Annotated in this window: 23 protein-coding genes; all 23 read right to left on the bottom strand. The window is 71.1% G+C overall.

Features of this window, described 5'->3' with window-relative positions; genetic code table 11:
* Entirely contained in the window at nt 1–792 is a 792-nt protein-coding gene (trpA, locus tag NS220_RS00460; protein WP_058622154.1) for a tryptophan synthase subunit alpha, read from the bottom strand.
* On the bottom strand, nt 789–2,120 hold the full coding sequence (gene trpB / locus NS220_RS00455; RefSeq protein WP_058622153.1) for a tryptophan synthase subunit beta: 1,332 nt from the start codon (nt 2,118–2,120) through the stop codon (nt 789–791). The genes trpA and trpB overlap by 4 nt, the downstream gene beginning before the upstream one ends.
* Nucleotides 2,117–2,893 carry an indole-3-glycerol phosphate synthase TrpC gene (gene trpC / locus NS220_RS00450; protein WP_058622152.1) on the bottom strand — a complete coding sequence of 259 codons (777 nt, stop codon included), beginning with the start codon at nt 2,891–2,893 and terminating at the stop codon, nt 2,117–2,119. Before trpC ends, trpB begins: the two co-directional genes overlap by 4 nt.
* A 2-nt stretch (nt 2,894–2,895) precedes the next feature.
* The gene (locus tag NS220_RS00445; RefSeq protein ID WP_058622151.1) at nt 2,896–3,126 is read right to left on the bottom strand and encodes a DUF6704 family protein; all 231 of its coding nucleotides are present in this window, start codon (nt 3,124–3,126) and stop codon (nt 2,896–2,898) included.
* A gap of 147 nt (nt 3,127–3,273) precedes the next feature.
* Nucleotides 3,274–3,861, bottom strand: a complete 588-nt coding sequence (locus tag NS220_RS00440) for a Trp biosynthesis-associated membrane protein (protein WP_058622150.1) — start codon at nt 3,859–3,861, stop codon at nt 3,274–3,276.
* Nucleotides 3,861–4,199 (bottom strand): phosphoribosyl-AMP cyclohydrolase, encoded by a 339-nt coding sequence (gene hisI, locus NS220_RS00435; RefSeq protein ID WP_058622149.1) that lies wholly within the window; start codon nt 4,197–4,199, stop codon nt 3,861–3,863. Before hisI ends, NS220_RS00440 begins: the two co-directional genes overlap by 1 nt.
* Nucleotides 4,196–4,960: an imidazole glycerol phosphate synthase subunit HisF gene (gene hisF, locus NS220_RS00430; protein ID WP_058622148.1), complete on the bottom strand. Its 765-nt coding sequence runs from the start codon at nt 4,958–4,960 to the stop codon at nt 4,196–4,198. The genes hisI and hisF overlap by 4 nt, the downstream gene beginning before the upstream one ends.
* Complete coding sequence (hisG, locus tag NS220_RS00425; protein WP_058622147.1) at nt 4,960–5,802, bottom strand: ATP phosphoribosyltransferase; 843 nt, start codon at nt 5,800–5,802, stop codon at nt 4,960–4,962. The genes hisF and hisG overlap by 1 nt, the downstream gene beginning before the upstream one ends.
* A gap of 46 nt (nt 5,803–5,848) precedes the next feature.
* Entirely contained in the window at nt 5,849–6,112 is a 264-nt protein-coding gene (locus tag NS220_RS00420; RefSeq protein WP_055837422.1) for a phosphoribosyl-ATP diphosphatase, read from the bottom strand.
* Nucleotides 6,113–6,264: 152 nt separating this feature from the next.
* On the bottom strand, nt 6,265–6,936 hold the full coding sequence (rpe, locus tag NS220_RS00415) for a ribulose-phosphate 3-epimerase (RefSeq protein WP_081322908.1): 672 nt from the start codon (nt 6,934–6,936) through the stop codon (nt 6,265–6,267).
* 51 nt (nt 6,937–6,987) lie between these two features.
* On the bottom strand, nt 6,988–8,361 hold the full coding sequence (locus tag NS220_RS00410; RefSeq protein ID WP_058622145.1) for an RsmB/NOP family class I SAM-dependent RNA methyltransferase: 1,374 nt from the start codon (nt 8,359–8,361) through the stop codon (nt 6,988–6,990).
* Nucleotides 8,358–9,275: a methionyl-tRNA formyltransferase gene (gene fmt / locus NS220_RS00405; protein WP_058622144.1), complete on the bottom strand. Its 918-nt coding sequence runs from the start codon at nt 9,273–9,275 to the stop codon at nt 8,358–8,360. The genes NS220_RS00410 and fmt overlap by 4 nt, the downstream gene beginning before the upstream one ends.
* Before the next feature lie 88 nt (nt 9,276–9,363).
* The gene (locus tag NS220_RS00400) at nt 9,364–11,346 is read right to left on the bottom strand and encodes a hypothetical protein (RefSeq protein ID WP_058622143.1); all 1,983 of its coding nucleotides are present in this window, start codon (nt 11,344–11,346) and stop codon (nt 9,364–9,366) included.
* Between the two features lie 85 nt (nt 11,347–11,431).
* Entirely contained in the window at nt 11,432–12,625 is a 1,194-nt protein-coding gene (gene metK / locus NS220_RS00395; protein ID WP_058622142.1) for a methionine adenosyltransferase, read from the bottom strand.
* A 117-nt stretch (nt 12,626–12,742) separates the two neighbouring features.
* Nucleotides 12,743–12,997 (bottom strand): DNA-directed RNA polymerase subunit omega, encoded by a 255-nt coding sequence (gene rpoZ, locus NS220_RS00390; protein WP_013586629.1) that lies wholly within the window; start codon nt 12,995–12,997, stop codon nt 12,743–12,745.
* 112 nt (nt 12,998–13,109) lie between these two features.
* Nucleotides 13,110–14,033, bottom strand: coding sequence for a guanylate kinase (gene gmk, locus NS220_RS00385; RefSeq protein ID WP_058622141.1), 924 nt, complete (start codon nt 14,031–14,033; stop codon nt 13,110–13,112).
* Nucleotides 14,026–14,886, bottom strand: coding sequence for an orotidine-5'-phosphate decarboxylase (pyrF, locus tag NS220_RS00380; RefSeq protein ID WP_058622140.1), 861 nt, complete (start codon nt 14,884–14,886; stop codon nt 14,026–14,028). Before pyrF ends, gmk begins: the two co-directional genes overlap by 8 nt.
* Nucleotides 14,883–18,170 carry a carbamoyl-phosphate synthase large subunit gene (carB, locus tag NS220_RS00375; RefSeq protein ID WP_058622139.1) on the bottom strand — a complete coding sequence of 1,096 codons (3,288 nt, stop codon included), beginning with the start codon at nt 18,168–18,170 and terminating at the stop codon, nt 14,883–14,885. The genes pyrF and carB overlap by 4 nt, the downstream gene beginning before the upstream one ends.
* Complete coding sequence (gene carA / locus NS220_RS00370) at nt 18,163–19,335, bottom strand: glutamine-hydrolyzing carbamoyl-phosphate synthase small subunit (RefSeq protein ID WP_058622138.1); 1,173 nt, start codon at nt 19,333–19,335, stop codon at nt 18,163–18,165. Before carA ends, carB begins: the two co-directional genes overlap by 8 nt.
* Complete coding sequence (locus NS220_RS00365; protein WP_058622137.1) at nt 19,332–19,835, bottom strand: PH-like domain-containing protein; 504 nt, start codon at nt 19,833–19,835, stop codon at nt 19,332–19,334. Before NS220_RS00365 ends, carA begins: the two co-directional genes overlap by 4 nt.
* Complete coding sequence (locus tag NS220_RS00360) at nt 19,832–21,154, bottom strand: dihydroorotase (RefSeq protein ID WP_058622136.1); 1,323 nt, start codon at nt 21,152–21,154, stop codon at nt 19,832–19,834. Before NS220_RS00360 ends, NS220_RS00365 begins: the two co-directional genes overlap by 4 nt.
* On the bottom strand, nt 21,151–22,119 hold the full coding sequence (locus NS220_RS00355) for an aspartate carbamoyltransferase catalytic subunit (RefSeq protein ID WP_058622135.1): 969 nt from the start codon (nt 22,117–22,119) through the stop codon (nt 21,151–21,153). The genes NS220_RS00360 and NS220_RS00355 overlap by 4 nt, the downstream gene beginning before the upstream one ends.
* Nucleotides 22,116–22,646, bottom strand: a complete 531-nt coding sequence (gene pyrR / locus NS220_RS00350) for a bifunctional pyr operon transcriptional regulator/uracil phosphoribosyltransferase PyrR (protein WP_058622134.1) — start codon at nt 22,644–22,646, stop codon at nt 22,116–22,118. The genes NS220_RS00355 and pyrR overlap by 4 nt, the downstream gene beginning before the upstream one ends.
* Between the last annotated feature and the right edge of the window lie 46 nt (nt 22,647–22,692).

Raw genomic sequence — 22,692 nt, 5'->3', positions numbered from 1 at the left:
CTAGGCGCGCCGCGCGGTGCCCGCGGACAGCTCCCGCGCGAGGGTGGACAGGCCCTCGACGCCCCCGTCCCGCAGAGCCTTGACCAGAGCGGTCCCGACGATCGCGCCGTCGGCGTACTCGACGACCCCGGCGACCTGCGCGGCGTTGGAGATCCCGATGCCGACGCACGCGTGGGCGGCGCCGTGCGCCCGCAGTCGTTCGACGAGTCGGCGGGCGGCGGCATCCAGTTCGGCGCGCTCCCCCGTGATCCCCATCGTCGACACGGTGTAGACGAAGCCCGTCGAGGCCTCGACGATCATGCGGAGGCGTTCATCCGTCGAGGTGGGGGCGGCGAGGAAGACCCGGTCGAGACCGGTGCGCTCGCTCGTCGCGATCCACTCGGCGGCCGCGTCGGGTGTGATGTCGGGGGTGATGAGCCCCGCTCCCCCGGCCGCCACGAGCTCGTCGGCGTAGCGGTCGACGCCGTACTGCTCGACGAGGTTCCAGTACGTCATGACGAGGATGGGCACGTCGGTGCGGGCCGTGACCTCGCGGATGATCGCGAAGAGGTCGCGCATGCGGAAGCCGTTGGCGAGCGCCGTCTGCGTCGCCTCCTGGATGACGAGTCCGTCCATGACCGGATCGCTGTAGGGCGGACCGAGCTCGATGACGTCGGCACCGGCCTCGGCGAGGGCGACGATCGCTTCGACGCTCGTGGGGACGTCGGGGAAGCCGGCGGGCAGGTACGCGACGAACGCACCGCGGCCCTCGGCGTGTGCGGCCTCGATCGCCGCCGAGACACGCGAGGTCACAGCTCCACTCCCGCGCCGCTCGCGGCATCCGGGGCCGGCGTCACATCGACCGGTGAACCCGCGGCGGATGCCACGGTCTCCGCACCGGCGGTCTGCACCGGACGGCCCTCGGGTGGGGGTGCGTGCTCGGCATCGTAGAGATCGAAGTAGCGGGCAGCGGTGTCCATGTCTTTGTCGCCTCGACCGGAGAGGTTGATGGCGATGACGGCATCCGGACCCAGCTCGCGACCGATGCGCAGGGCGCCGGCCAGAGCATGGGCCGACTCGATCGCGGGGATGATGCCCTCGGTGCGCGAGAGCAGGCGGAGCGCCTGCATGGCCTCGTCGTCGGTCGCGGGGATGTACAGCGCGCGACCGATGTCGGCGAGCCACGCGTGCTCGGGTCCGACACCCGGGTAGTCGAGGCCCGCCGAGATCGAGTGCGACTCGGTGGTCTGACCGTCTTCGTCCTGCAGCACGTACGTGCGCGCGCCGTGCAGCACGCCCGGGCGCCCCCGACCGATGGATGCCGCGTGCTTGGGCGTGTCGACGCCGTCGCCGGCCGCCTCGACGCCGTAAAGGGCCACGCCCTCGTCGTCGAGGAACGCGTCGAACATGCCGATTGCGTTCGATCCACCGCCGACGCACGCGAACACGGCGTCGGGGAGCCGGCCGATGCGCTCGAGGAACTCGGCGCGGGTCTCTTCACCGATGATCTTCTGGAAGTCGCGGACCATCGCCGGGAAGGGGTGAGGGCCCGCGGCGGTGCCGAAGATGTAGTTGGTCGTCTCGACCGAGGCGACCCAGTCGCGGTACGCCTCGTTGATCGCATCTTTCAACGTGCGCGAGCCGGTCGTGACGGGGACGACCTCGGCGCCGAGCAGGCGCATGCGGGCGACATTGAGGGCCTGGCGCTCGGTGTCGACCTCGCCCATGTAGACGACGCAGTCGAGACCGAAAAGGGCCGCCGCCGTCGCGGTGGCGACGCCGTGCTGGCCGGCACCTGTCTCGGCGATCACGCGGGTCTTGCCGAGGCGCTTGGTGAGCAGTGCCTGTCCGAGCACGTTGTTGATCTTGTGCGAGCCGGTGTGGTTCAGGTCTTCCCGCTTGAGGAAGACGCGAGCGCCTCCCGCGTGCTCGGCGAAGCGGGGCACTTCGGTCAGCGCCGACGGTCGGCCGGCGTAATCATGGAGCAAAGAGCGCAACTCGGCGTGGAACGCGGGGTCGGCCATCGCCGATTCGTAGACAGCGGTCAGCTCGTCGATCGCGGCGATGAGCGATTCGGGCATGTACCGGCCGCCGAAGTCGCCGAAGAACGGCCCCTTCTGGTCGCGCAGGCTGGTGGTCATGACGTCTCCTGGAGGAACGCGCGGAGCGTGGCGACGGGGTCGCCCGTGACGAGAGCCTCGCCCACGAGCACGACATCGGCGCCCGCTGCACGGTAGTGGGCCACGTCGGCGGGGGCGAGCACCGCCGACTCGGCGATCTTGACGGCGTCGGCCGGGAAGCGGTCGACGAGGGATCCGAACAGGTCGCGGTCGAGCTCGAAGGTCGAGAGGTTGCGCGCGTTCACGCCGATGAGCTTCGCGCCGAGGTCGGCGGCGCGTTCGAGCTCTTCGGCCGAGTGCGTCTCGACGAGAGCCGTCATTCCGAGATCGGTCACGAGACCGTAGAGCTCGGCGAGGGTCTTCTGGTCGAGCGCGGCGACGATCAAGAGCGCGAGGTCGGCACCTGATGCGCGGGCCTCCAGCACCTGGTACGGCGTGGCGATGAAGTCTTTGCGCAGTATGGGAACGCTGACGGCCGCCCGGACGGCCTCGAGATCGGCGAGGCTGCCCTTGAACTTGCGGCCCTCGGTGAGCACCGAGATCGCGGACGCCCCACCCTCTTCGTAGAGCCGGGCCTGGTGCGCGGGATCGGGGATCGACGCGAGGTCGCCGCGCGAGGGGCTCGCGCGCTTGACCTCGGCGATGATCTTGACCCGGTCGGCGGGCGCGAGCACCGCGAGGGCGTCCCGCGCGGGGGTCTGCGCGAGGGCATCGCGCTCGACCTCGGCGAGAGGACGCGCCTCGGCGCGCTTGTCTGCGTCTTCTACCGCCCCGGCCGTGAGATCGGCCAGCACGGTCAGTGGGCCTTCGGGCTGGTCTTCGAGCCGTTCGCGCCGTAACCGGCCTTGCCCATGGCCCACCCGACGATCGCGCCGACGAGCAGCAGGCCGACCGACGCCCAGACGAGCACGGGCATGTCGAGCCAGAAGAACAGCGTTCCGAGCGTGAACGCGAGCAGCATGATGATCACGGCCGTCCAGGCGGCGGGCGAGTGTCCGTGGCCGGGATCACCGATGGGGTTGCTCATGGGGCTCCTTACAGTCGCGCGCGGGCGCAGGGGAAAGCGTGAGGCCAGTCTATCGAAGCCGCGGGGTGGGGCTGGCGCGGTCGTCTCGATGTCGCGAGGTTCGCGCAGTCGGCTGCGCCGACATCACCGCGGATGTCGTCGCGGACGTCAGGCGGTCGGGTCGGCGCCGCGCGACAGGTCGTCCCATGAGTCGATTGCGTCGTGCGGGCGCGAGGCCTCCCCCGGGGAGTCGCCGGTCGTGCGGTATTTCCGTCCGGCGCTCGACCCCCAGCGGCGGGCGGTCACGAGGGTGAACACGGCGGCGGCGGCGAGCACGACCTGGGCCAGCAGCGTGATCGTGGGCCACGGGGTCAGGGAGAGTCCCGCGACGAGGTCGCCGACGGCATCCACTCCCGAGATCCCGGTCGCCTCGGTGACGGTCGCCGCGGTCGCCGACACGGGGGTCGAGAAGACGATCTGCGTGGCGCCGAAGCCGATGAGGGCTGCGATGCCGAGACCGAGCGCACCGAAGACGTACCGGACGATCGGGCCGGCGATCGAGAGCGCGGCACCGAGAGCCAACGCGGCCAGGCTCAGCGGCGTGAGCACGGGAAGCGCGTCGGAGCCGGGTACGGCGAGGGTCTGTTGCGCGCCGTCGTTGAGGGTCACGTCGATCCAGGTCTGGGTCGAGCCGATCACGCCGATCGCGCCCGCGAGGAGCATCGCGACGACGGCGAGAGAGCGGGGACGCCGCATCAGCGCTCCCCTACGACCGGGTGCAGGTCGTCGGCGTCGAAACAGGTGTGATCGCCCGTGTGGCACGCGGCGCCGATCTGGTCGACCTCGATGAGCAGCGTGTCGCCGTCGCAGTCGAGACGCGCGCCCTTCACGAGCTGGATGTGACCGGAGGTGTCGCCCTTGCGCCAGTACTCCTGACGCGAGCGCGACCAGAAGGTGACGCGGCCGCTGGTGAGGGTGCGGTTCAGGGCTTCGGCATCCATCCACCCCATCATCAGCACCTCGCGCGTGTCGAACTGCTGGATGACCGCGGGGACGAGGCCGTCGGCGTTGTAGGTGACGCGGTCGACGCTCATCGGCGCACCTCGATCCCTTCCGCTGCCATGGCCTCTTTCACCTGTCCGACGGTCAGCTGGCCGGAGTGGAAGACGGATGCCGCGAGCACGGCGTCGGCGCCGGCGTGGATCGCGGGGGCGAAATGTTCGAGGGATCCCGCGCCGCCTGAGGCGATGACCGGGACCGCCGCGACCTGTCGCATGAGGCGGACGAGCTCGAGATCGAAGCCCTGCTTCGTCCCGTCGGCGTCGATCGAGTTGACCAGCAGCTCGCCCGCTCCGCGCTCGACCGCCTCCCGAGCCCACTCGAGGGCGTCGAGGGTGGTCTCGGTGCGCCCGCCGTGGGTGGTCACGACGAAACCGGAGGCAGTGGATGCCGCCCGCTTGACGTCGAGAGACAGCACGACCACCTGCGCGCCGAAGCGGTCGGCGATCTCGCCGATCAGAGCCGGGCGGGCGATCGCAGCGGAGTTGACGCCGATCTTGTCGGCGCCGACCGCGAGCAGGCGCGCGACGTCGTCGGCGGAGCGGACTCCCCCGCCGACCGTGAGCGGGATGAAGACCTGTTCGGCGGTGCGGCGCACGACGTCGTAGGTGGTGGAGCGCTCGTCGACCGTGGCCGTGACGTCGAGGAAGGTGACCTCGTCGGCGCCCTGATCGAAGTAGAGCTTCGCCAGTTCGACGGGGTCGCCCATGTCGCGCAGGTCGAGGAAGTTCACGCCCTTCACGACGCGGCCTCCCGCGACGTCGAGGCACGGGATGACGCGGCGCGCGAGGGTCATCAGAGCCTCGCGGCGAGGATCTCGGTGACGAGGATCGCCCGGGCACCGATCGCGTAGAGCTCGTCCATGACGCGGTTGACGTCGCGACGGGGGCTCATGACGCGGACGGCGACCCACTCGGGATCGCGCAGGGGCGAGATCGTCGGCGACTCCAGCCCCGGCGCCACGGCGATCGCCTGGTCGACGAGGTGCGCGGGCAGGTCGTAATCGACGAGCACGTACTTGCGCGCGGCGAGGACACCGCGCAGGCGCCGGAGCAGCGTCTCGGTTCCCTCGACCTCGTTCGGTCCGGAGATCAGCACGGCGTCGCTCTCGAGAAGGACCGGCCCGAAGATCTCGAGCCCCGCCTGACGCAGCGTCGTGCCGGTCGAGACGACGTCGGCCACGGCATCCGCCACTCCCAGCTGCACGGCGGATTCGACCGCGCCGTCGAGCGGGACGATGTCGACGGCGATGCCGCGCTCGTCGAGGAAGGCGTCGACCAGGCCCGGGTAGGCGGTCGCGACGCGCAGGCCCTCGAGGTCGGCGACGTCGGTGAAGCGCCCGGGGCGGCCGGCGAAACGGAACGTCGAACCGGCGAAGCCGAGCGACTCGACCTCGCGGGCGCCAGGCATGCGGGCATCGAGCAGCAGGTCGCGGCCGGTGATGCCGACATCGAGCGCACCGGAGCCGACGTAGGTCGCGATGTCACGGGGACGGAGGTAGAAGAACTCGACCTCGTTCACGGGGTCGACGGTGTAGAGGTCTTTCGAGTCGCGTCGTCCGGTGTATCCGGCCTCCGAGAGCATCTCGGCGGCGGTCTCGGCGAGCGACCCCTTGTTCGGCACGGCGATTCGCAGCATGACGGGGGCTTTCGTGGTTCGTGGGGTGGGAAGGGAGAGCGCGGGCTCAGAGATGTCGGTAGACGTCCTCGAGCGAGAGCCCCTTCGCGAGCATGAGCGTCTGCAGGTGGTAGAGCAGCTGCGAGATCTCTTCGGCGGCGGCCGCGTCGGACTCGTACTCGGCGGCCATCCAGACCTCGGCGGCCTCTTCGACGATCTTCTTGCCGATCGCGTGCACGCCGGCGTCGAGCTGGGCGACGGTGCCCGAACCCTCGGGTCGCTCGACGGCCTTGGCGCTGAGTTCCGCGAACAGGTCGTCGAAGGTCTTCACGTTCCCAGGGTATCGGGTCGGCGGGGGTGGGGTCGTCGCGGGGCGCGTCCGACAGCGCGCGGCCCCGATAAACGCCGTTCCGTGCGAGACACGCGGCGGCGCGGCGTTTCTCGGCAGCAACGGCGTTTATCGGGGTCGCGGCGGCGGCGGCCTCAGTGGCGGTGGCGCGCGGCGGCGGCGCGGAGCGACTGGATCGCGCGGTCTGGATCGTCGGCACCGAACACCGCGGAGCCGGCGACGAACGTGTCGGCGCCGGCCTCGGCGGCCTGGGCGATCGTCGACTCGCCGATGCCGCCGTCGACCTGCAGCCAGACGTTCGAACCCCGGCGCTTCGCTTCGTCGGCGAGAGCGCGGAGCTTCGGCATGGTCTCGGGCATGAACGACTGGCCGCCGAACCCGGGCTCGACCGTCATGACGAGGATCTGGTCGAACTCGTTCAGCGAGTCGAAGAGGTTCTCCACCGGGGTGCCGGGCTTCACGGCCACGCCCGCGCGCGCACCGATCGAGCGCAGCCGGCGCGCGAGGGCGATCGGGGACGCCGCGGCCTCGAGGTGGAAGGTGACGGATGCCGCACCCAGCTCTGCGTACGCCGGAGCCCAGCGGTCCGGGTCGTCGATCATCAGGTGCACGTCCAGCGGCACCGGGCTCGTCTCCTGGATACGCCCCACCATCTGCGGGCCGAACGTCAGGTTCGGCACGAAGTGGTTGTCCATGACGTCGACGTGCACGAAGTCGGCGCCGGCGATGCGCGCGAGCTCGGCCTCCATGTTCACGAAGTCGGCGGCGAGGATGCTCGGATTGATGCGCGGGGAGTCGGTAGGCACCCGACCATTATGGGCGGCGGTCGCCGCGCATCCCGCGCGGATGCCGCACCGTCAGCGCTTGCGCAGCAGCGCGATCGACATCGCGTCGGTTCCGTGGCGGTGGGGCCACAGCTGCGCGCGGAGCGAGCCGTCCGCCTGATCGGGGAGGTCGATCTCATCGATCGCCACGGACCGGACGACCGCCCGCGCGTCGAGTTCTTCGACGGCGTCGCCGAGGGCTCGCGTGACCTCGGCGAGGACCCCGGAGGTCTCGGCGAGGTGCGGCGAGCACGTGACGTATGCCACGATCCCGCCGGGCTTCACCGCCTCGAACGCCGCGAGGACCAGCTCCTGCTGCAGCGCGGTGAGGTCGGGCACGTCGGACGGGGTCTTGCGCCACCGCGCCTCAGGCCGACGTCGTAGAGCACCGATTCCGGTGCAGGGCGCGTCGACGAGGATGCGGTCGTACTCCCCCGGCGCACGCGCCGCGCGGTCGCGCCCGTCCTCCTCGCTCACGTCGACATCGAGTGGAACGGATGCCACGGCCTGGCGCACCAGCCCCGCGCGCGCCGGCGCGATCTCATTGGCATCGAGGTGTGCGCCGTGCGCGAGCGCTTCGGCGGCCAGCAGGGCGGTCTTGCCTCCGGGCCCCGCGCACAGGTCGAGCCAGCGCTCCCCCTCCTGGACCGGCAGCGCACGGCTCAGGGCGAGGGCCGCCAGTTGCGATCCTTCGTCCTGCACGCGGATGCGGCCCTCGCTCGCACGGATGAGACCCTCGGGGTCTCCTCCCCCGCGCGTGGTGAAGGCGGTGGGCGCGAAGCGCGCCCCGGTCGCGTCGGAGGGAGGCTCGGCGAGACCCGGCAGGGCGATCATCGCCACGCGCGGAGCGACGTTGTCGGCCTCGAGAAGGGCGCCGAGCTCGTCGGCCCGGCCCTCCGCGGTCAAGGCGCGGCGCAGCGCTCGCACGATCCACACCGGGTGCGAGGTCGTCACACCGATCCGCTCGTCGTCGCTGCGCGCGGCGGCCGCGATGCGGTCCATCCACTCGCCCGGGGTGTCTCGCGACACGCGGCGCAGCACGGCGTTCGCGAAGCCCGCCGCGCCTTTGCCTCCGCCGTGGCGGCGGGCCAGCTCGACGGACTCGTTCACCGCGGCATGGGAGGCGACGCGCGTCGACAGCAGCTGATGCACGCCCAGGCGCAGCGCGTCGAGCACGGCGGGATCGATACGGTCGACCGTTCGATCGGCTGCCGCGGCGATGATCGCGTCGTACGTGCCGCGTCGGCGCAGGGTGCCGTACGTCAGCTCGGTCGCGAGGCCCGCGTCCTTGGCATCCAGCTTCGCCCGCACGATCGCATGCGGCAGCAGCAGGTTCGCGTAGGCCTCGTCGCCCGAGACGGCGCGGAGAACCTCGTACGCGACAGCACGCGCCCCCTGCACGCTCATGCGCCCAGCACCGGTTCGCTCGTGCGCAGGCCCCGGAACCAGTCGCCGGCGGCCATGGCGCCCTTCCCGGCGGGCTGGACGGTCTCGAGACGCAGCGGAACGGTTCCGGTACCCACGATCACGTCTCTGCCGGATGCCGCGACGCGGCCCGGCGGAAGCGGAGGTGCCTCGGTGGGGACGGCACGCAGCACCTTGAAACGCGCGCCGTCGAGGGTCGTGTGCGCGCCGGGCTCGGGGGTGACCCCGGCGATCCGATGCAGGAGGGTGTCGGCATCCTGGGTGAAATCGAGGAGGCCGTCTTCGAGGGAGAGCTTGGGAGCGAGTGTCGGCTCGCCCTGCTGAGGCGCGCTCACGGCGGTTCCGTCGGCGATGCCGTCGACCACGCGGGCCAGAAGCGGGGCGCCGATCTCGGCGAGGGCGTCGAGGACGTCGGCGCTGGTCGCTCCGGTCGGGACCTCGTAACGCTCCTCGGCGAACACGTCGCCGGCATCGAGCGCCGCGACGAGCTGGAACACGCTCGCACCGGTCACCGTGTCGCCCGCGATGAGCGCCCGCTGGACGGGAGCGGCCCCGCGCCAGCGCGGCAGGAGCGAGAAGTGCAGGTTGATCCAGCCGTGGACGGGAGTCGAGAGCAGGGGCTCGCGCACGAGACCGCCGTAGGCGACGATCACCCCGAGATCGGGATCGAGCGCCGCGATGGCGGCGGTCGCCTCGGCGTCGAGGCGGTCCGCTTTGATGATCGGGATGCCGAGCTCCTCGGTCGCCTGCGCGACCGGGGACGGAGTGAGCACGCGTTTACGGCCCAGCGGGGCATCGCCGCGGGTGAGGACGGCGGTGATCTCGTGCGGACCGGAGGCCAGGGCTCGCAGCGAGGGGACGGCGACGGCGGGGGTGCCGGCGAAGACGAGGCGCATGGTTCTCCTCAGGCTGTTCGGGGCGGATGGTTCCGGACGGGGGTGTCGGCGCGGACGCGCGCCGACGGAGGTCGGGCGCGGGCGATGCTCACAGGTCGGGCTCGGGGATGTCGAGACGAACTCTGAGCGTACTGCGCTGCTTCGGCCCGCGATCCTTGCGCGACTTCCGGGCGCGGAGGGCATCGGCGATGACCCCGGCGCGCAGCGCCTCGGCCACGGCGCGGCCGTGCGCGTAGTCGAAGCGCACCAGCGCCCGGGAGGTCGAGACGTCGGGGGTCTCGGACGTGTCCACCGGACCGAGGACGGCCAGCGGGTCGAGATCGGGCACCGTCTCGCGCAGCGACATCAGAAGCGTGTCGACGCTCCGCGAGTGCCCGTCGACGCTCGCGACGCGGACCGCGGGCGGCATGCGCAGCGGGGCGCGGTCGGCCAGCTCGGCGCGGGCGTACGCCGGCTGAGTCCACGTCGCCAGGGCGCGAGCGACGGGACCGGCGACACCGACGAGGTGCACCGGGGCGCCGGGGGCGGCCAGAGCCGCCGCATTCGACCACCACCGCAAGCAGCTCTCCCCGATGCGGAGGGCCTCGTTCTGCAGCATGCGATCGCCGTCCAACAGGATCACGGCGCGGTACCCGCCCCGCGCGATCGGCTCGGCGCCGCGGGTGGCGATCACGAGAGCCGGGTGCCCGTCGACCTCGGCGACAGGATGCGTCCCGTCGGCGATGATCACGCGGGTGTGCGGGAAGGCGCGCCCGAGCTCGTCTGCCGTGCGCTCGCTGCCCGACGACGCCATCCGCAGCTTCGTCGAATGGCAGTGCCCGCACGTCCACGCGTGGGCGCTGCGACCGCACCACGCGCAGACGGGAACCGCCCCGGGGCGGGCGGCGCGCAGCGGCCCGGCGCAGTGCGGACAGCGGGCAGGACGACGGCAGTCCGCGCACACGAGGGACGGGGCGTACCCGGGGCGGGCGACCTGGACCAGCACCGGACCGCTCTGCAACGCCTCCCGCGCCGCCGCGAACGCCGACGAGGGCACCCGGGACTGGCGCTGCTCGCCCTCGCGTGTGGCACTCAGCACCACGCGCGGGCTGGGGCGCCGGGCTTGCGGGATCTCGCGCACGTACCCGACATCGACCAGGCGCTGCACGTCGGTGGTGCGGGTGTGTCCGGCGAAGACCAGCGCCGATGCCTCGAGCTCCTGGCGAACGAGAGCGGCGTCGCGAGCGTGCACCCCGGGAGCGAGCGGCTCGGACAGGAGCGAGTCGCCGTCGTCCCAGATCGCCACGAGACCGGTGTCGTGAGCGGGCGCGTACACGCCGGAGCGTCGGCCGACCACGATGCACGGCACCGGCGCGAGCGTGCGGAGGTACTGCGCGTACCGCGCGGGCCCGGACTGGTCCGCGTCGTCGCGCACGATGGCATCCGGAGCCACCAGCTCCGACAGAGCGGCCAGGAGCTGCGCCTGGTCGCGGTAGTCGGGCACGACGAGGACGGCGCTCTTGCCCCGGGCGAGGGTGTGTACGGCGGCGGCGGCGAGCAGATCGGCCCAGGCCCCGCGGGGAAGCTCCGTGTGCGGGTGCGGGGGTGCGTCGATCGCGAGGCGCTCGCCGCGGTCGAGGGCGTCCGCGAGGCCCGGGTAGGGCGTCAGAAGCGCCGCGGAACGCTCGCGGGCAGCGGGGACGACCTCGGGGACCTCGGGCGGCGGGGCGGCGGCCCAGGCTTTCTCGGCGCGCACCATCCGCTTGGGAACCGCGAGGCGGAGCACGTCGCTGACCGATCCCGCGGCGCGGTCGGCGACGCGACGCGCGAGCGTGTACAGCCGCTCCGGCAGCACCGGCATCGGCGAGACGACGGCCTCGATCGACGACAGGGGCCGCTCGGTCCCGTCGTCGGCGACGACATCGATGACGAAGGCATCCATCATCCGCCCCGCCGATCGCAGCGGCACCTTCACGCGCACCCCGGGGGCGGTGTCGGCGACGAGTGGATGAGGGACGGCGTAATCGAAGAGGCGGTCGAGTTGCGGCACCGGAGACTCGAGCTGCACGCGCGCCACGCGGCGCTCGCTCATGAGCGCACCTCCGGTGCGCCCTGCACCGATCCTCTCGCCGACGAGGCGCGGCTCCCGCCGAACCTCGCGACGCCCGCCCGCACGGTCAGAGCCCGGCGGCCGCGCGCAGCTCGTCGACGCGGTCGGTGCGCTCCCAGGTGAAGTCCGGCAGCTCGCGACCGAAGTGCCCGTAGGTCGCCGTCCGCGCGTAGATCGGGCGCAGGAGGTCGAGCTGATCGACGATCGCTTTCGGACGCAGATCGAACACGTCGCGGATCGCGCGGACGATCACCTCGTCGGCCACATGCGCGGTGCCGAAGGACTCCACGTACAGCCCGACCGGGTTGGCCTTGCCGATCGCGTACGCGACCTGCACCTCGAGCCGGTCGGCGAGACCCGCCGCGACCGCGTTCTTGGCGACCCAGCGCATGGCGTAGGCGGCGGAGCGGTCGACCTTGGAGGGGTCCTTGCCACTGAAGGCGCCGCCGCCGTGACGAGAGGCGCCGCCGTAGGTGTCGATGATGATCTTGCGGCCGGTGAGGCCCGCGTCGCCCTTGGGGCCGCCGATCACGAACGGGCCGGCCGGGTTGATGTAGTACTTCACCTCGGGAAGCTCCAGCCCCGTCTCGGCGAGCACCGGATCGATGACCTCGGCCTGGACCGCGGCGCGCAGGTCTTCCTGCGAGATGTCGGGGTGGTGCTGCGTCGACAGCACGACCGAGTCGACGCTGCGCGGCGTGTGACCGTCGTAGCCGAGCGTCACCTGCGTCTTGCCGTCGGGGCGCAGGAAGGGCAGCGTGCCGTTCTTGCGGACGGATGCCAAGCGCTCGGCGATCCGATGAGCCGTCCAGGCCGCCATCGGCATGAGCTGCGGCGTCTCGTTCGTCGCGAAGCCGAACATGATGCCCTGGTCGCCCGCGCCCTGCAGGTCACGCGGGTCGACCGAGCCGCGCTCGCGCTGCTCGAAGGCCTTGTTCACGCCCGCGGCGATGTCGGACGACTGAGCGCCGATCGAGACCGAGACGCCGCACGATTCGCCGTCGAAACCGGTCTCGCTCGAGGTGTAGCCGATCCGGTTCACGACATCGCGCACGATGGCGGGGATCTCGACGTACGCGCTCGTCGAGACCTCTCCGGCGACGTGCACGAGACCCGTCGTGACGAGGGTCTCGACCGCGACGCGCCCCGTCGGGTCGTCGGTCAGGATCGCATCGAGGATGCTGTCCGAGATCTGGTCGCAGATCTTGTCGGGGTGTCCTTCGGTGACGGACTCGGACGTGAACAGGCGCAGGTCGGTCAAGACGACTCCGTGGGGGTGAGCGAGTGGGAACGGGCACAAGTATGCCCCGGGCGGCGGTGAGCCGCCCGGGGCATCGTCACATGTGTGAACAGATCACGCGTGAGCTGCGGGTGTGGATTACTCCGCAGCGCGCAGACGCAGCTTGTCTTCGTGGATCTCGTGCAGCGCGATGGTGAGCGGCTTGTCTTCGACGGTGGAGTCGACGAGGGGGCCCACGTTGTCGAAGAGGTTGCCCTCGTGCAGGTCCGAGTAGTAGTCGTTGATCTGGCGGGCGCGCTTGGATGCGTAGATCACGAGCTGGTACTTCGAGTCGACCTTGTCGAGCAGCGCGTCGATGGGCGGGTCGATGATGCCCTGGTTACGTCCGGCCATGGGGAACCTCCTGGTTCGGCGGGATGGGTGGATGCGGCGCGCGAAGCGCCGAAGCATCCTGTCATTCTATCCGACGTCCGCCCGAGATGCGCTCTGCGCGCGGGGCGTCGGGTCAGCGGCTCCCGGGATCTCCCGGTCGCCGTGCCGCGAGGGCGACGACCTCGGCCGCAGCCGAGGCGACGTCGTCGTTCACGACGCGGTAGTCGAACTCGTTCTGGGCCGCGAGCTCGGTACGGGCGGTGCGCAGTCGGCGCGCCCGCTCCTCGGCATCCTCTGTTCCTCGTCCGACGAGACGCTGGACGAGCTCGTCCCAGCTCGGCGGGAGCAGGAAGACGAGGGTCGCAGACGGCTCTGCCGCGCGCACCTGCCGCGCGCCCTGCAGATCGATCTCGAGCAGCGCCGTGCCGCCGGCCGCGAGCACGCGCTCGATCGGTTCGCGCGGCGTGCCGTAGCGGTGACGGTTGTGCACGGTCGCCCACTCGAGCAGCGCGCCCGTGGACACCAGACGGTCGAACTCCGTGTCGTCGACGAAGTAATAGTGCTCCCCCTCGACCTCTCCGGGGCGAGGGCTGCGCGTCGTCGCCGAAACGGAGAGGTGGATCTCGGGGTGGTTGTCCTTGATGTACGCGGCGACCGTGCCCTTGCCGACCGCAGTGGGGCCGGCGAGCACGATCAGTCGGCTGCGCCCGGCACGGGGACCGGGTTCCGGCCAGCGGCTGTCGAGGTAGTCGCGGAGCGCATCGCGCTGGCGCGAGCCGAGTCCCCCGAGCCGCTTGACCGGGGAGATCCCGAGAGAGTCGAGGATCCGGTCGCGCTTGCTCTCCCCGATCGCGGGGATCGCCGTCAGGAACTCCGTCACGCGCATGGCTCCGGCGGCCGACGACGGGTCGGCGAGGGCGCGGCGCAGAAGTTCCTGCGGGCTGATGACGCGCGTCGAGACGTCGCGCTTGAGCGCGGCACGCTCGCGGCGCGCGGCGACGGCACGCCGCGATGCCGCGGCGCGGTCGACCTCGGGCGGACGACGGGAATCAACCACGGGACACTCCCTGATACAGCGCGGCGCGCTGTTCGATACGCGCCGCGAGACGGTCCGGGCCGACCGCGAGGACGCTGCGGCTCTCGTTCGCGACCACCGCGGAGGCGACATACCCGAACAGGCGGCCGAGATCCGCGGGCTCGGCCCCCTGGGCTCCGAAACCGGGGGCGAGGATCGGCATTCCCGCCAGGGCCACGTCGCCGAGCCCGAAAGCAGCCCGATCGACCGTCGCGCCGACGACGACACCGATCGACCCGAGGGCTCCCGGAGCGCCGATGTTGGCCTCGTTCACGTCGTGCGCGACGCGCGCGGCCACGTGCTCGTGGTCGCCGACGGCGAGGGCGTCGTCGACGATCGCGCTCTGCAGCGCGCGCGCCTCGGGGTTGCTCGTCGCGGTCAGCACGAACGCGCCCTTGCCGTGACGGATCGCGAGCGACAGGGTGTCGCGGAGCGAGTCGGCACCCATGTAGGGCGACAGGGTCACGGCATCGGCCTCGAGGGGCGAGCCGGGCTCGAGCCAGGCGTGGGCGTAGCCCTCCATGGTCGTGCCGATGTCCCCGCGCTTGGCGTCGGCGATCACGAGCAGGCCCGCCTCGCGAGCAGCGGCCATCACGTCCTCCAGCGCGGCGAAACCGCGCGAGCCGTAGCGCTCGTAGAACGCCACCTGCGGCTTCACGACCCCGACTCGGCCGCGGGCGGCCTCGACCACCCGCAGGCCGAACGAACGCGCACCGTCGGCCGTGGCATCCAGCCCCCACGCCGACAGGAGTGCGGCGTGGGGGTCGATGCCGACGCACAGCGCGCCGTGGGCCGAAAGCGCGGCGCTGAGCCGCTGACCGAACGTTTCGCTCACAGACGCCCCGCGCGATCCACGGCGTACTCCTGCAGGCTGCGGACGCCGAAACCGTCTTTCATCGCGCCCAAGGCGCTCACCGCGGCGCCGAGGACGGCCATCGTGGTGAACAGCGCCTTGTCGGCGGCCACCGCGGCGGCGCGGATCTCGTAACCGTCGGCACGAGCCGTGCCGCCCGAGGGCGTGTTGACGATCATGTCGATCTCGCCCGCGTTGATCAGGTCGACCACGTTCTGCTGGCCGGAGCCCTGCGTCTCCGAGTACTTCTCGACGACCTTCACCCGGATGCCGTTGCGCGCGAGGATCTCGGCGGTGCCCTCGGTCGCGAGCAGCGAGAAACCGAGCTCCTGCAGGCGGTGGGCCGGCAGGATCACGGCGCGCTTGTCGGCGTCGGCGACCGAGATGAACACGGTGCCCGAGGTCGGCATCCCGCCGTACGCGGCCTCCTGCGACTTCGCGAACGCGGTGGGGAAGTCGCGGTCGAGGCCCATGACCTCGCCGGTCGAGCGCATCTCGGGTCCGAGGACGCTGTCGACCGTGTGACCGTCGGCGGTGCGGAACCGCTTGAACGGCAGCACGGCCTCCTTGACGGCGACGGGCGCGTCGAGCGGCACGCGGGAGCCGTCCTGCGCGGGCAGCAGTCCCTCGGCGATCAGCTCGGCGATCGAGCTTCCGGCCATGATGCGGCTGGCGGCCTTCGCGAGCGGGATGCCGAGGGCCTTCGACACGAACGGAACCGTGCGGCTCGCGCGGGGGTTCGCCTCGATGACGTAGAGCACGCCGGCGGAGATCGCGAACTGCACGTTCAGCAGGCCCCGCACGCCGACGCCCTTCGCGATCGCGAGGGTCGCTTCGCGCACGCGGTCGACCTCGGTGCGGCCGAGCGAGACCGGCGGCAGGGTGCAGGACGAGTCACCGGAGTGGATGCCGGCCTCCTCGAGGTGCTCCATGACGCCGCCGATGTACAGGTCGGTGCCGTCGTACAGCGCGTCGACGTCGAGCTCGATCGCGTCGTCGAGGAAGCGGTCGACGAGCAGCGGGAGGCCGGGGCCGATGATCGCCTGGTCGGCCACGCGCACGAAGTAGTCGCGCAGCGCCTCGGCCGAGTAGACGATCTCCATGCCGCGGCCGCCGAGCACGAAGCTCGGGCGCACCAGCACCGGGTAGCCGATCTCCTCGGCGACCTGAACGGCGCCCTCGACGTCGATCGCGGTGCCGTTGCGGGGCGCGACGAGTCCGGCGTCGTCGAGCAGGCGCGAGAACAGCTCGCGCTCCTCGGCGAGGTCGATCGCCTCGGGGCTCGTGCCGAGGATGGTGTAGCCGGCCGCCTCGATGCCCTTGGCCAGGCCCAGGGGCGTCTGACCGCCGAGCTGGCAGACCACGCCGAGGATCGTGCCCGACTGCGACTCCGCGTGCAGCACCTCGAGCACGTCCTCGAGCGTCAGCGGCTCGAAGTACAGGCGGTCGCTCGTGTCGTAGTCGGTCGACACGGTCTCGGGGTTGCAGTTGACCATCACGGTCTCGTACCCGGCATCCGACAGCGCGAACGACGCGTGCACGCACGAGTAGTCGAACTCGACGCCCTGGCCGATGCGGTTCGGGCCCGAGCCGATGATGACGACCTTCGTGCGGTCGGAGGGGGTGACCTCGGTCTCGGCGTCGTACGACGAGTAGTGGTACGGCGTCAGGGCCGGGAACTCCCCCGCGCACGTGTCGACCGTCTTGTAGACCGGGCGCACGTCGAGCGCGTAGCGCGACTCGCGCACCTCGGCCTCGCCGAGACCGCGGATCTCGGCGATCTGGGCGTCGCTGAAGCCGTGCTCCTTCGCGACGCGGAGGGTGTCGGCATCCAGCTCGTCGGCCTGCGCGATGAACTCCGCGACCTCGTTGATCAGCACCATCTGGTCGATGAACCACGGGTCGATCGCCGTCGCGTCGAACGCCTGCTCGGCCGTCGCGCCCTTGCGCAGCGCCTGCTGCAGCACGACGATGCGACCGTCGGTCGGGGTCTTCGCGATCTCGAGCAGTTCCTCCACCGAGCGCGACTCCTCGCCCCAGTGGAAGCTCGAGCCGCGCTTCTCCAGCGACCGCAGCGCCTTCTGCAGGGCGGTGGTGTAGTTGCGGCCGATCGCCATCGCCTCGCCCACCGACTTCATGGTGGTGGTGAGGGTGGTGTCGGCGGCGGGGAACTTCTCGAAGTTGAACCGCGGCACCTTGACCACGACGTAGTCGAGCGTGGGCTCGAAGCTCGCCGGGGTCACCTTGGTGATGTCGTTCGGGATCTCGTCGAGGCGGTAGCCGATCGCGAGCTTCGCGGCGATCTTGGCGATCGGGAAGCCCGTCGCCTTCGACGCCAGCGCGCTCGAGCGCGAGACGCGCGGGTTCATCTCGATGACGATGATGCGGCCGGTCTTCGGGTCGACGGCGAACTGGATGTTGCAGCCACCGGTGTCCACGCCCACGGCGCGGATGATGTCGATGCCGATGTCGCGCAGCCGCTGGTACTCGCGGTCGGTCAGCGTCAGCGCGGGCGCCACGGTGATCGAGTCGCCCGTGTGCACGCCGACGGGGTCGACGTTCTCGATCGAGCAGACGACCACCGTGTTGTCGGCGGTGTCGCGCATGAGCTCGAGCTCGTACTCCTTCCACCCGAGGATCGACTCCTCGAGCAGCACCTCGTTGGTGGGCGAGTCGTGCAGGCCCGCACCGCCGATGCGGCGGAGGTCGGCCTCGTCGTACGCGAAGCCCGAGCCCAGGCCCCCCATCGTGAAGCTCGGCCGGACGACCAGCGGGTAGCCGAGCTTCTCCGCGCCGGCGAGGAGTTCGTCCATCGAGTGACAGATGACGGATGCCGCGACGTCGGCGCCCGCCTCGATGACGAGCTCCTTGAAGATCTGGCGGTCCTCGCCGCGGTTGATCGCGTCGAAGTCGGCGCCGATGAGCTCGACGTCGTACTTCTCGAGGATGCCGCGCTTGTGCAGCTGGATCGCCGCGTTCAGCGCCGTCTGTCCGCCGAGCGTGGGGAGCACGGCATCCGGCTTCTCCTTCGCGATGATCGACTCGATCACCTCGGGGGTGATGGGCTCGATATAGGTCGCGTCGGCGAAGTCGGGGTCGGTCATGATCGTCGCCGGGTTGGAGTTGACGAGGATGACGCGCACCCCCTCTTCGCGCAGGACGCGGCACGCCTGGGTGCCGGAGTAGTCGAACTCGCAGGCCTGACCGATGACGATCGGGCCGGAGCCGATGACGAGGACGGAGTGGATGTCGTCGCGCTTAGGCATTGGTCTTGGTCTCCATCGTCGCGAGAACCATCTCGCGGAAGCGGTCGAACAGGTAGTTGGCGTCGTGCGGTCCCGAGGCGGCCTCGGGGTGGTACTGCACGCTGAACGCGGGGATGTCGAGGGCGCGCAGGCCCTCCACGACGTTGTCGTTGAGGCCGATGTGGCTTACCTCGACGCGTCCGAAGCCGGCGGGGCTGTCGACGACCTCGTTCAGGGGCGCGTCGACGGCGAATCCGTGGTTCTGCGAGGTGATCTCGACGCGGCCCGTGGTCTTGTCGAGCACGGGCTGATTGATACCGCGGTGGCCGAACGGCAGCTTGTAGGTGCCGAAGCCGAGAGCGCGGCCCAGCAGCTGGTTGCCGAAGCAGATGCCGAAGAACGGCAGGCCGTCACCCAGCACCGCGCGCAGCAGTTCGACGTGCTGATCGGATGCCGCGGGGTCGCCCGGACCGTTGGAGTAGAACGCCGCGACGGGTTCGATCGCGCGGATCTCGTCGATCGTCGCCGACTGCGGGAAGACGTGCACGTCGAAGCCGCGCGCCGCGAGGTTGGTGATCGTCGAGGTCTTCACGCCCAGGTCGAGCACCGCGAGGTTGCCGATGCGCTCGCTCGTCGCGGGGGTGACCTCGACCTCGCTGACCGAGACCTCGGCGGAGAGGTTGCGACCCGCCATGCCCGGCGCCTCGCGCACGCGGCGCAGCTGCTCGTCGGCGTCGAGGTTCGCGGCCTCGCCCGAGAAGACGCCGCCGCGCATGCTGCCCTCGGAGCGGATGCGGCGGGTGACGGCGCGGGTGTCGATGCCGGAGATGCCGACGATGCCGTCTTCGACGAGCGCCTCGTCGAGCGAGCGGTTCGCGCGCCAGTTCGACACCATGCGCGAGGGGTCGCGCACGACGTAACCGGCGACCCAGATGCGACGCGACTCGGGGTCTTCGTCGTTCACACCGGTGTTGCCGATGTGCGGGGCGGTCTGCAGAACGATCTGTCCGGCGTAGGACGGGTCGGTGATCGTCTCCTGGTAGCCGGTCATGCCGGTGGCGAAGACGACCTCGCCGAGGGTCTCGCCGCGCGCGCCGTAGGCGCGGCCGGTGTAGCGGGTGCCGTCCTCGAGCACGAGGACGGCCGGGTCGCGCGTCAGGCGCGCGGAAGGGATCAGGGCGGTCATGCGTCGCTTCCTGTCGTGGTGATGAGCGGACGGATGGCGTCGGCGAGGGCTTTCGCCGAGGCATCCTGAGGTCGGAGGTAGGTGTCGACGACCGTGTCGTCGTCGATGCGCCAGCTGACGCGCGTCAGGCCGTCGCGCTCGACCACGCGGTCGATCGCGACGGTCGCCTGGCTCGCGTCGATCAGGCGGTCGCGGGTGAGCGCGATGCGGGGCTGACCCGGCAGGTCGAGCGCGACGCCGGCCGTGGTGACGGTGACGTCGACGCGCGAGCGGAAGCCGAGACCCTTCACCGCGAGACGCTCGAGCGGCTCGTCGTGACGGGTCGTGGCGACGTACAGCCCGGGGAACACGGCCGTCTCGACGGCATCCGCGGGCAGCTCCCCCACCGGTGCGGTGTAGCGCGCATCGCGCCGCGTTCGTCGCCACCACGCGTACGCGAGGAGCCCGAGCGCGACCACGGCCACGCCGGCCATCACAAGGAGGGCGCCCTCCCGGGTCACGCGAGCACCCCGGGTGTTTCGAGCAGTGTCCCGTCGACGACGGTGGGGATGCCGGAACGCACGGTCCAGCGCACCTCTCCGGGCAGTTCCCGGCCCAGGTAGGGCGAATTCTTGCTCCGACCGCGCAGATCGTCGAGCGCGAACGTCCGCGAGGGGCGCGGGTCGTACAGCGTGAAGGAGGCGGGCTGACCGACGGCGACGGGGGTGCCGTGGGCGTCCAGGCGTCCGATTCGCGCGGGGGTCTTCGACATCACGCGAGCGACGTCGCTCCAGTCGAGGAGCCCCGTGTCGACCATCGCCTGCTGAACGACCCGAAGAGCGCTCTCGAGGCCCACCATGCCGTTCGCGGCGGCGGCCCACTCGCAGGCTTTCGCCTCGGTCGGGTGCGGGGCGTGGTCGGTGGCGACGATGTCGATCGTGCCGTCGGCGAGGCCCTCGCGCACGGCCATCACGTCTTCCTCGCGGCGCAGCGGCGGGTTGACCTTGTACCGCGCGTCATAGTCGCGCACGAGCTCGTCGGTCAGCAGCAGGTGGTGCGGGGTGACCTCGGCCGTGACGTTGACGCCGCGCTTCTTCGCCCAGCGGATGATGTCGACCGAACCGGCGGTGCTCAGGTGGCACACGTGCAGGCGCGAGCCCACGTGCTCGGCCAGCAGCACGTCGCGCGCGATGATCGACTCCTCGGCGACGGCAGGCCAACCGGTCAGACCGAGCTCGGCCGAAACCGCGCCCTCGTTCATCTGCGCACCCTCGGTGAGACGCGGGTCCTGCGCGTGCTGGGCGATCACGCCGTCGAACGCCTTCACGTACTCGAGCGCTCGCCGCATGATGAGCGGGTCGAAGACGCAGAACCCGTCGTCGCTGAACACGCGCACCCGGGCACGCGAGTCCGCCATCGCGCCGAGCTCGGCGAGCCGTTCGCCCTTCTGGCCGACGGTGACCGCGCCGATCGGCTGCACGTGGACGTATCCCGCGGCCTCGCCGAGAGTGAGCTCCTGCTCCACGACGCCGGCGGTGTCGGCGGTCGGCGAGGTGTTGGGCATGGCGAAGACGGTGGTGAAGCCTCCCGCTGCCGCCGCGCGTGACCCGGTGAGGACGGTCTCGGATGCCTCGAACCCGGGCTCGCGCAGGTGCACATGCAGGTCGACCAGGCCCGGGAGGGCGATCAGGCCGTCCGCGTCCACGACCGTCGCGCCGGCGTGCGACAGACCGGCGCCGGTCTCGGCGATGACGCCGTCCTGGACGAGGAGGTCGGTGGCATCCTGCCCCTCGACGCGCGCGCCGCGGACCAGAAGCGTCTGGGGGGTGGCGTGGCTCATCGGAGGTCCTCTTTCTCGGTGTCGGAGCGCTCGCCCGCGAGCAGCAGGTAGAGCACGGCCATCCGCACGGAGACGCCGTTCGTGACCTGCTCGAGCACCGTCGAGCGAGGCGAATCGGCGGCTTCGGCGGAGATCTCCAGACCCCGGTTCATGGGGCCGGGGTGCAGGACAATGCTATCGGTCGGAAGGTCCGCCAGGCGCCGGGCGTCGAGACCGTAGCGTCGTGAATACTCCCGTTCAGTCGGGAAATACGCCGCGTTCATACGCTCGAGCTGAATGCGGAGCATCATGAGTGCGTCGGGGGCGGCGGCGATCGCGTGGTCGAGGTCGTAGTCGATCTCGACGGGCCACCCTCTGACGTCCTGCGGGACGAGGGTCGGCGGGGCGACGAGGGTCACGCGCGCGCCGAGCGAGTGCAGCAGCCAGACGTTGGATCGCGCGACGCGCGAGTGCAGAACGTCGCCGACGATCGTGACCCGGATGCCGTCGAGGTCGCGGCCCCGGCTGTCGTCGCCGAACAGGCGCTTGCGGATCGTGAACGCGTCGAGCAGTGCTTGCGTGGGATGTTCGTGCGTCCCGTCGCCGGCGTTGACGACTCCCGCGGTGATCCAGCCGCTGGTGGCGAGGGTCCGCGGAGCACCGGACGCACCGTGGCGGATGACGACGGCATCCGCTCCCATCGCCTGAAGGGTCTGCGCGGTGTCCTGCAGCGACTCGCCCTTGCTGACGCTCGAACCCTTCGCCGAGAAGTTGATGACGTCGGCGGAGAGCCGCTTCGCAGCGGCTTCGAAGGAGATGCGCGTGCGCGTGGAGTCCTCGAAGAAGAGGTTGACCACGGTCTTGCCGCGCAGCGTCGGGAGCTTCTTGACCTCGCGGCGCTGGGTGTCGGCCATGTCCTCGGCGACGTCGAGGATCTCGAGGGCCTCGGCGCGCGAGAGGTGCTGGGTGTCGAGGAGGTGCCTCATGACTCGATCGTCACCTCTTCGACTCCGTCGACCTCGGCGAGGCGCACGTTCACGCGCTCGTCGCGCGCGCTGGGGAGGTTCTTGCCGACGAAGTCGGGGCGGATCGGCAGTTCGCGGTGGCCGCGGTCGATCAGCGTCGCCAGTCGCACGGCCGCGGGACGCCCGATGTCCTGCAGGGCGTCGAGAGCGGCGCGGATGCTGCGTCCCGAGAAGAGCACGTCGTCGATGAGCACGACGGTCTTGCCGTCGATGCCGCCGACGGGGATCTCGGTCTTGCGCGGTGCCCGCGTGGGGTTGCGGTGCAGGTCGTCGCGGTACATCGTCACATCGAGCGAGCCGACCGGGACTTGTGCGCCGCCGAACTCGCTGATCATCGGGGCGATCCGATTCGCGAGCGTGACGCCGCGGGTCGGGATGCCGAGGAGGACGAGTCCTTCCGGTCCCTTGTTGGACTCCAGGATCTCGTGCGAGATGCGCGTCAAAGCGCGGGCGATGTCGGCATCGTGCATGACGGTGCGCGTATTCATCCGCCGCTCCCTTCTCCGCCTCACGGGACGGGGTTAAAGGTTGCTG

This window comes from Microbacterium testaceum, assembly GCF_001476655.1.
Taxonomy (GTDB): Bacteria; Actinomycetota; Actinomycetes; order Actinomycetales; family Microbacteriaceae; genus Microbacterium; species Microbacterium testaceum_C.
Note: the sequence above shows the minus strand (reverse complement) of the source record. Positions and strands in the feature narration are given on the sequence as shown.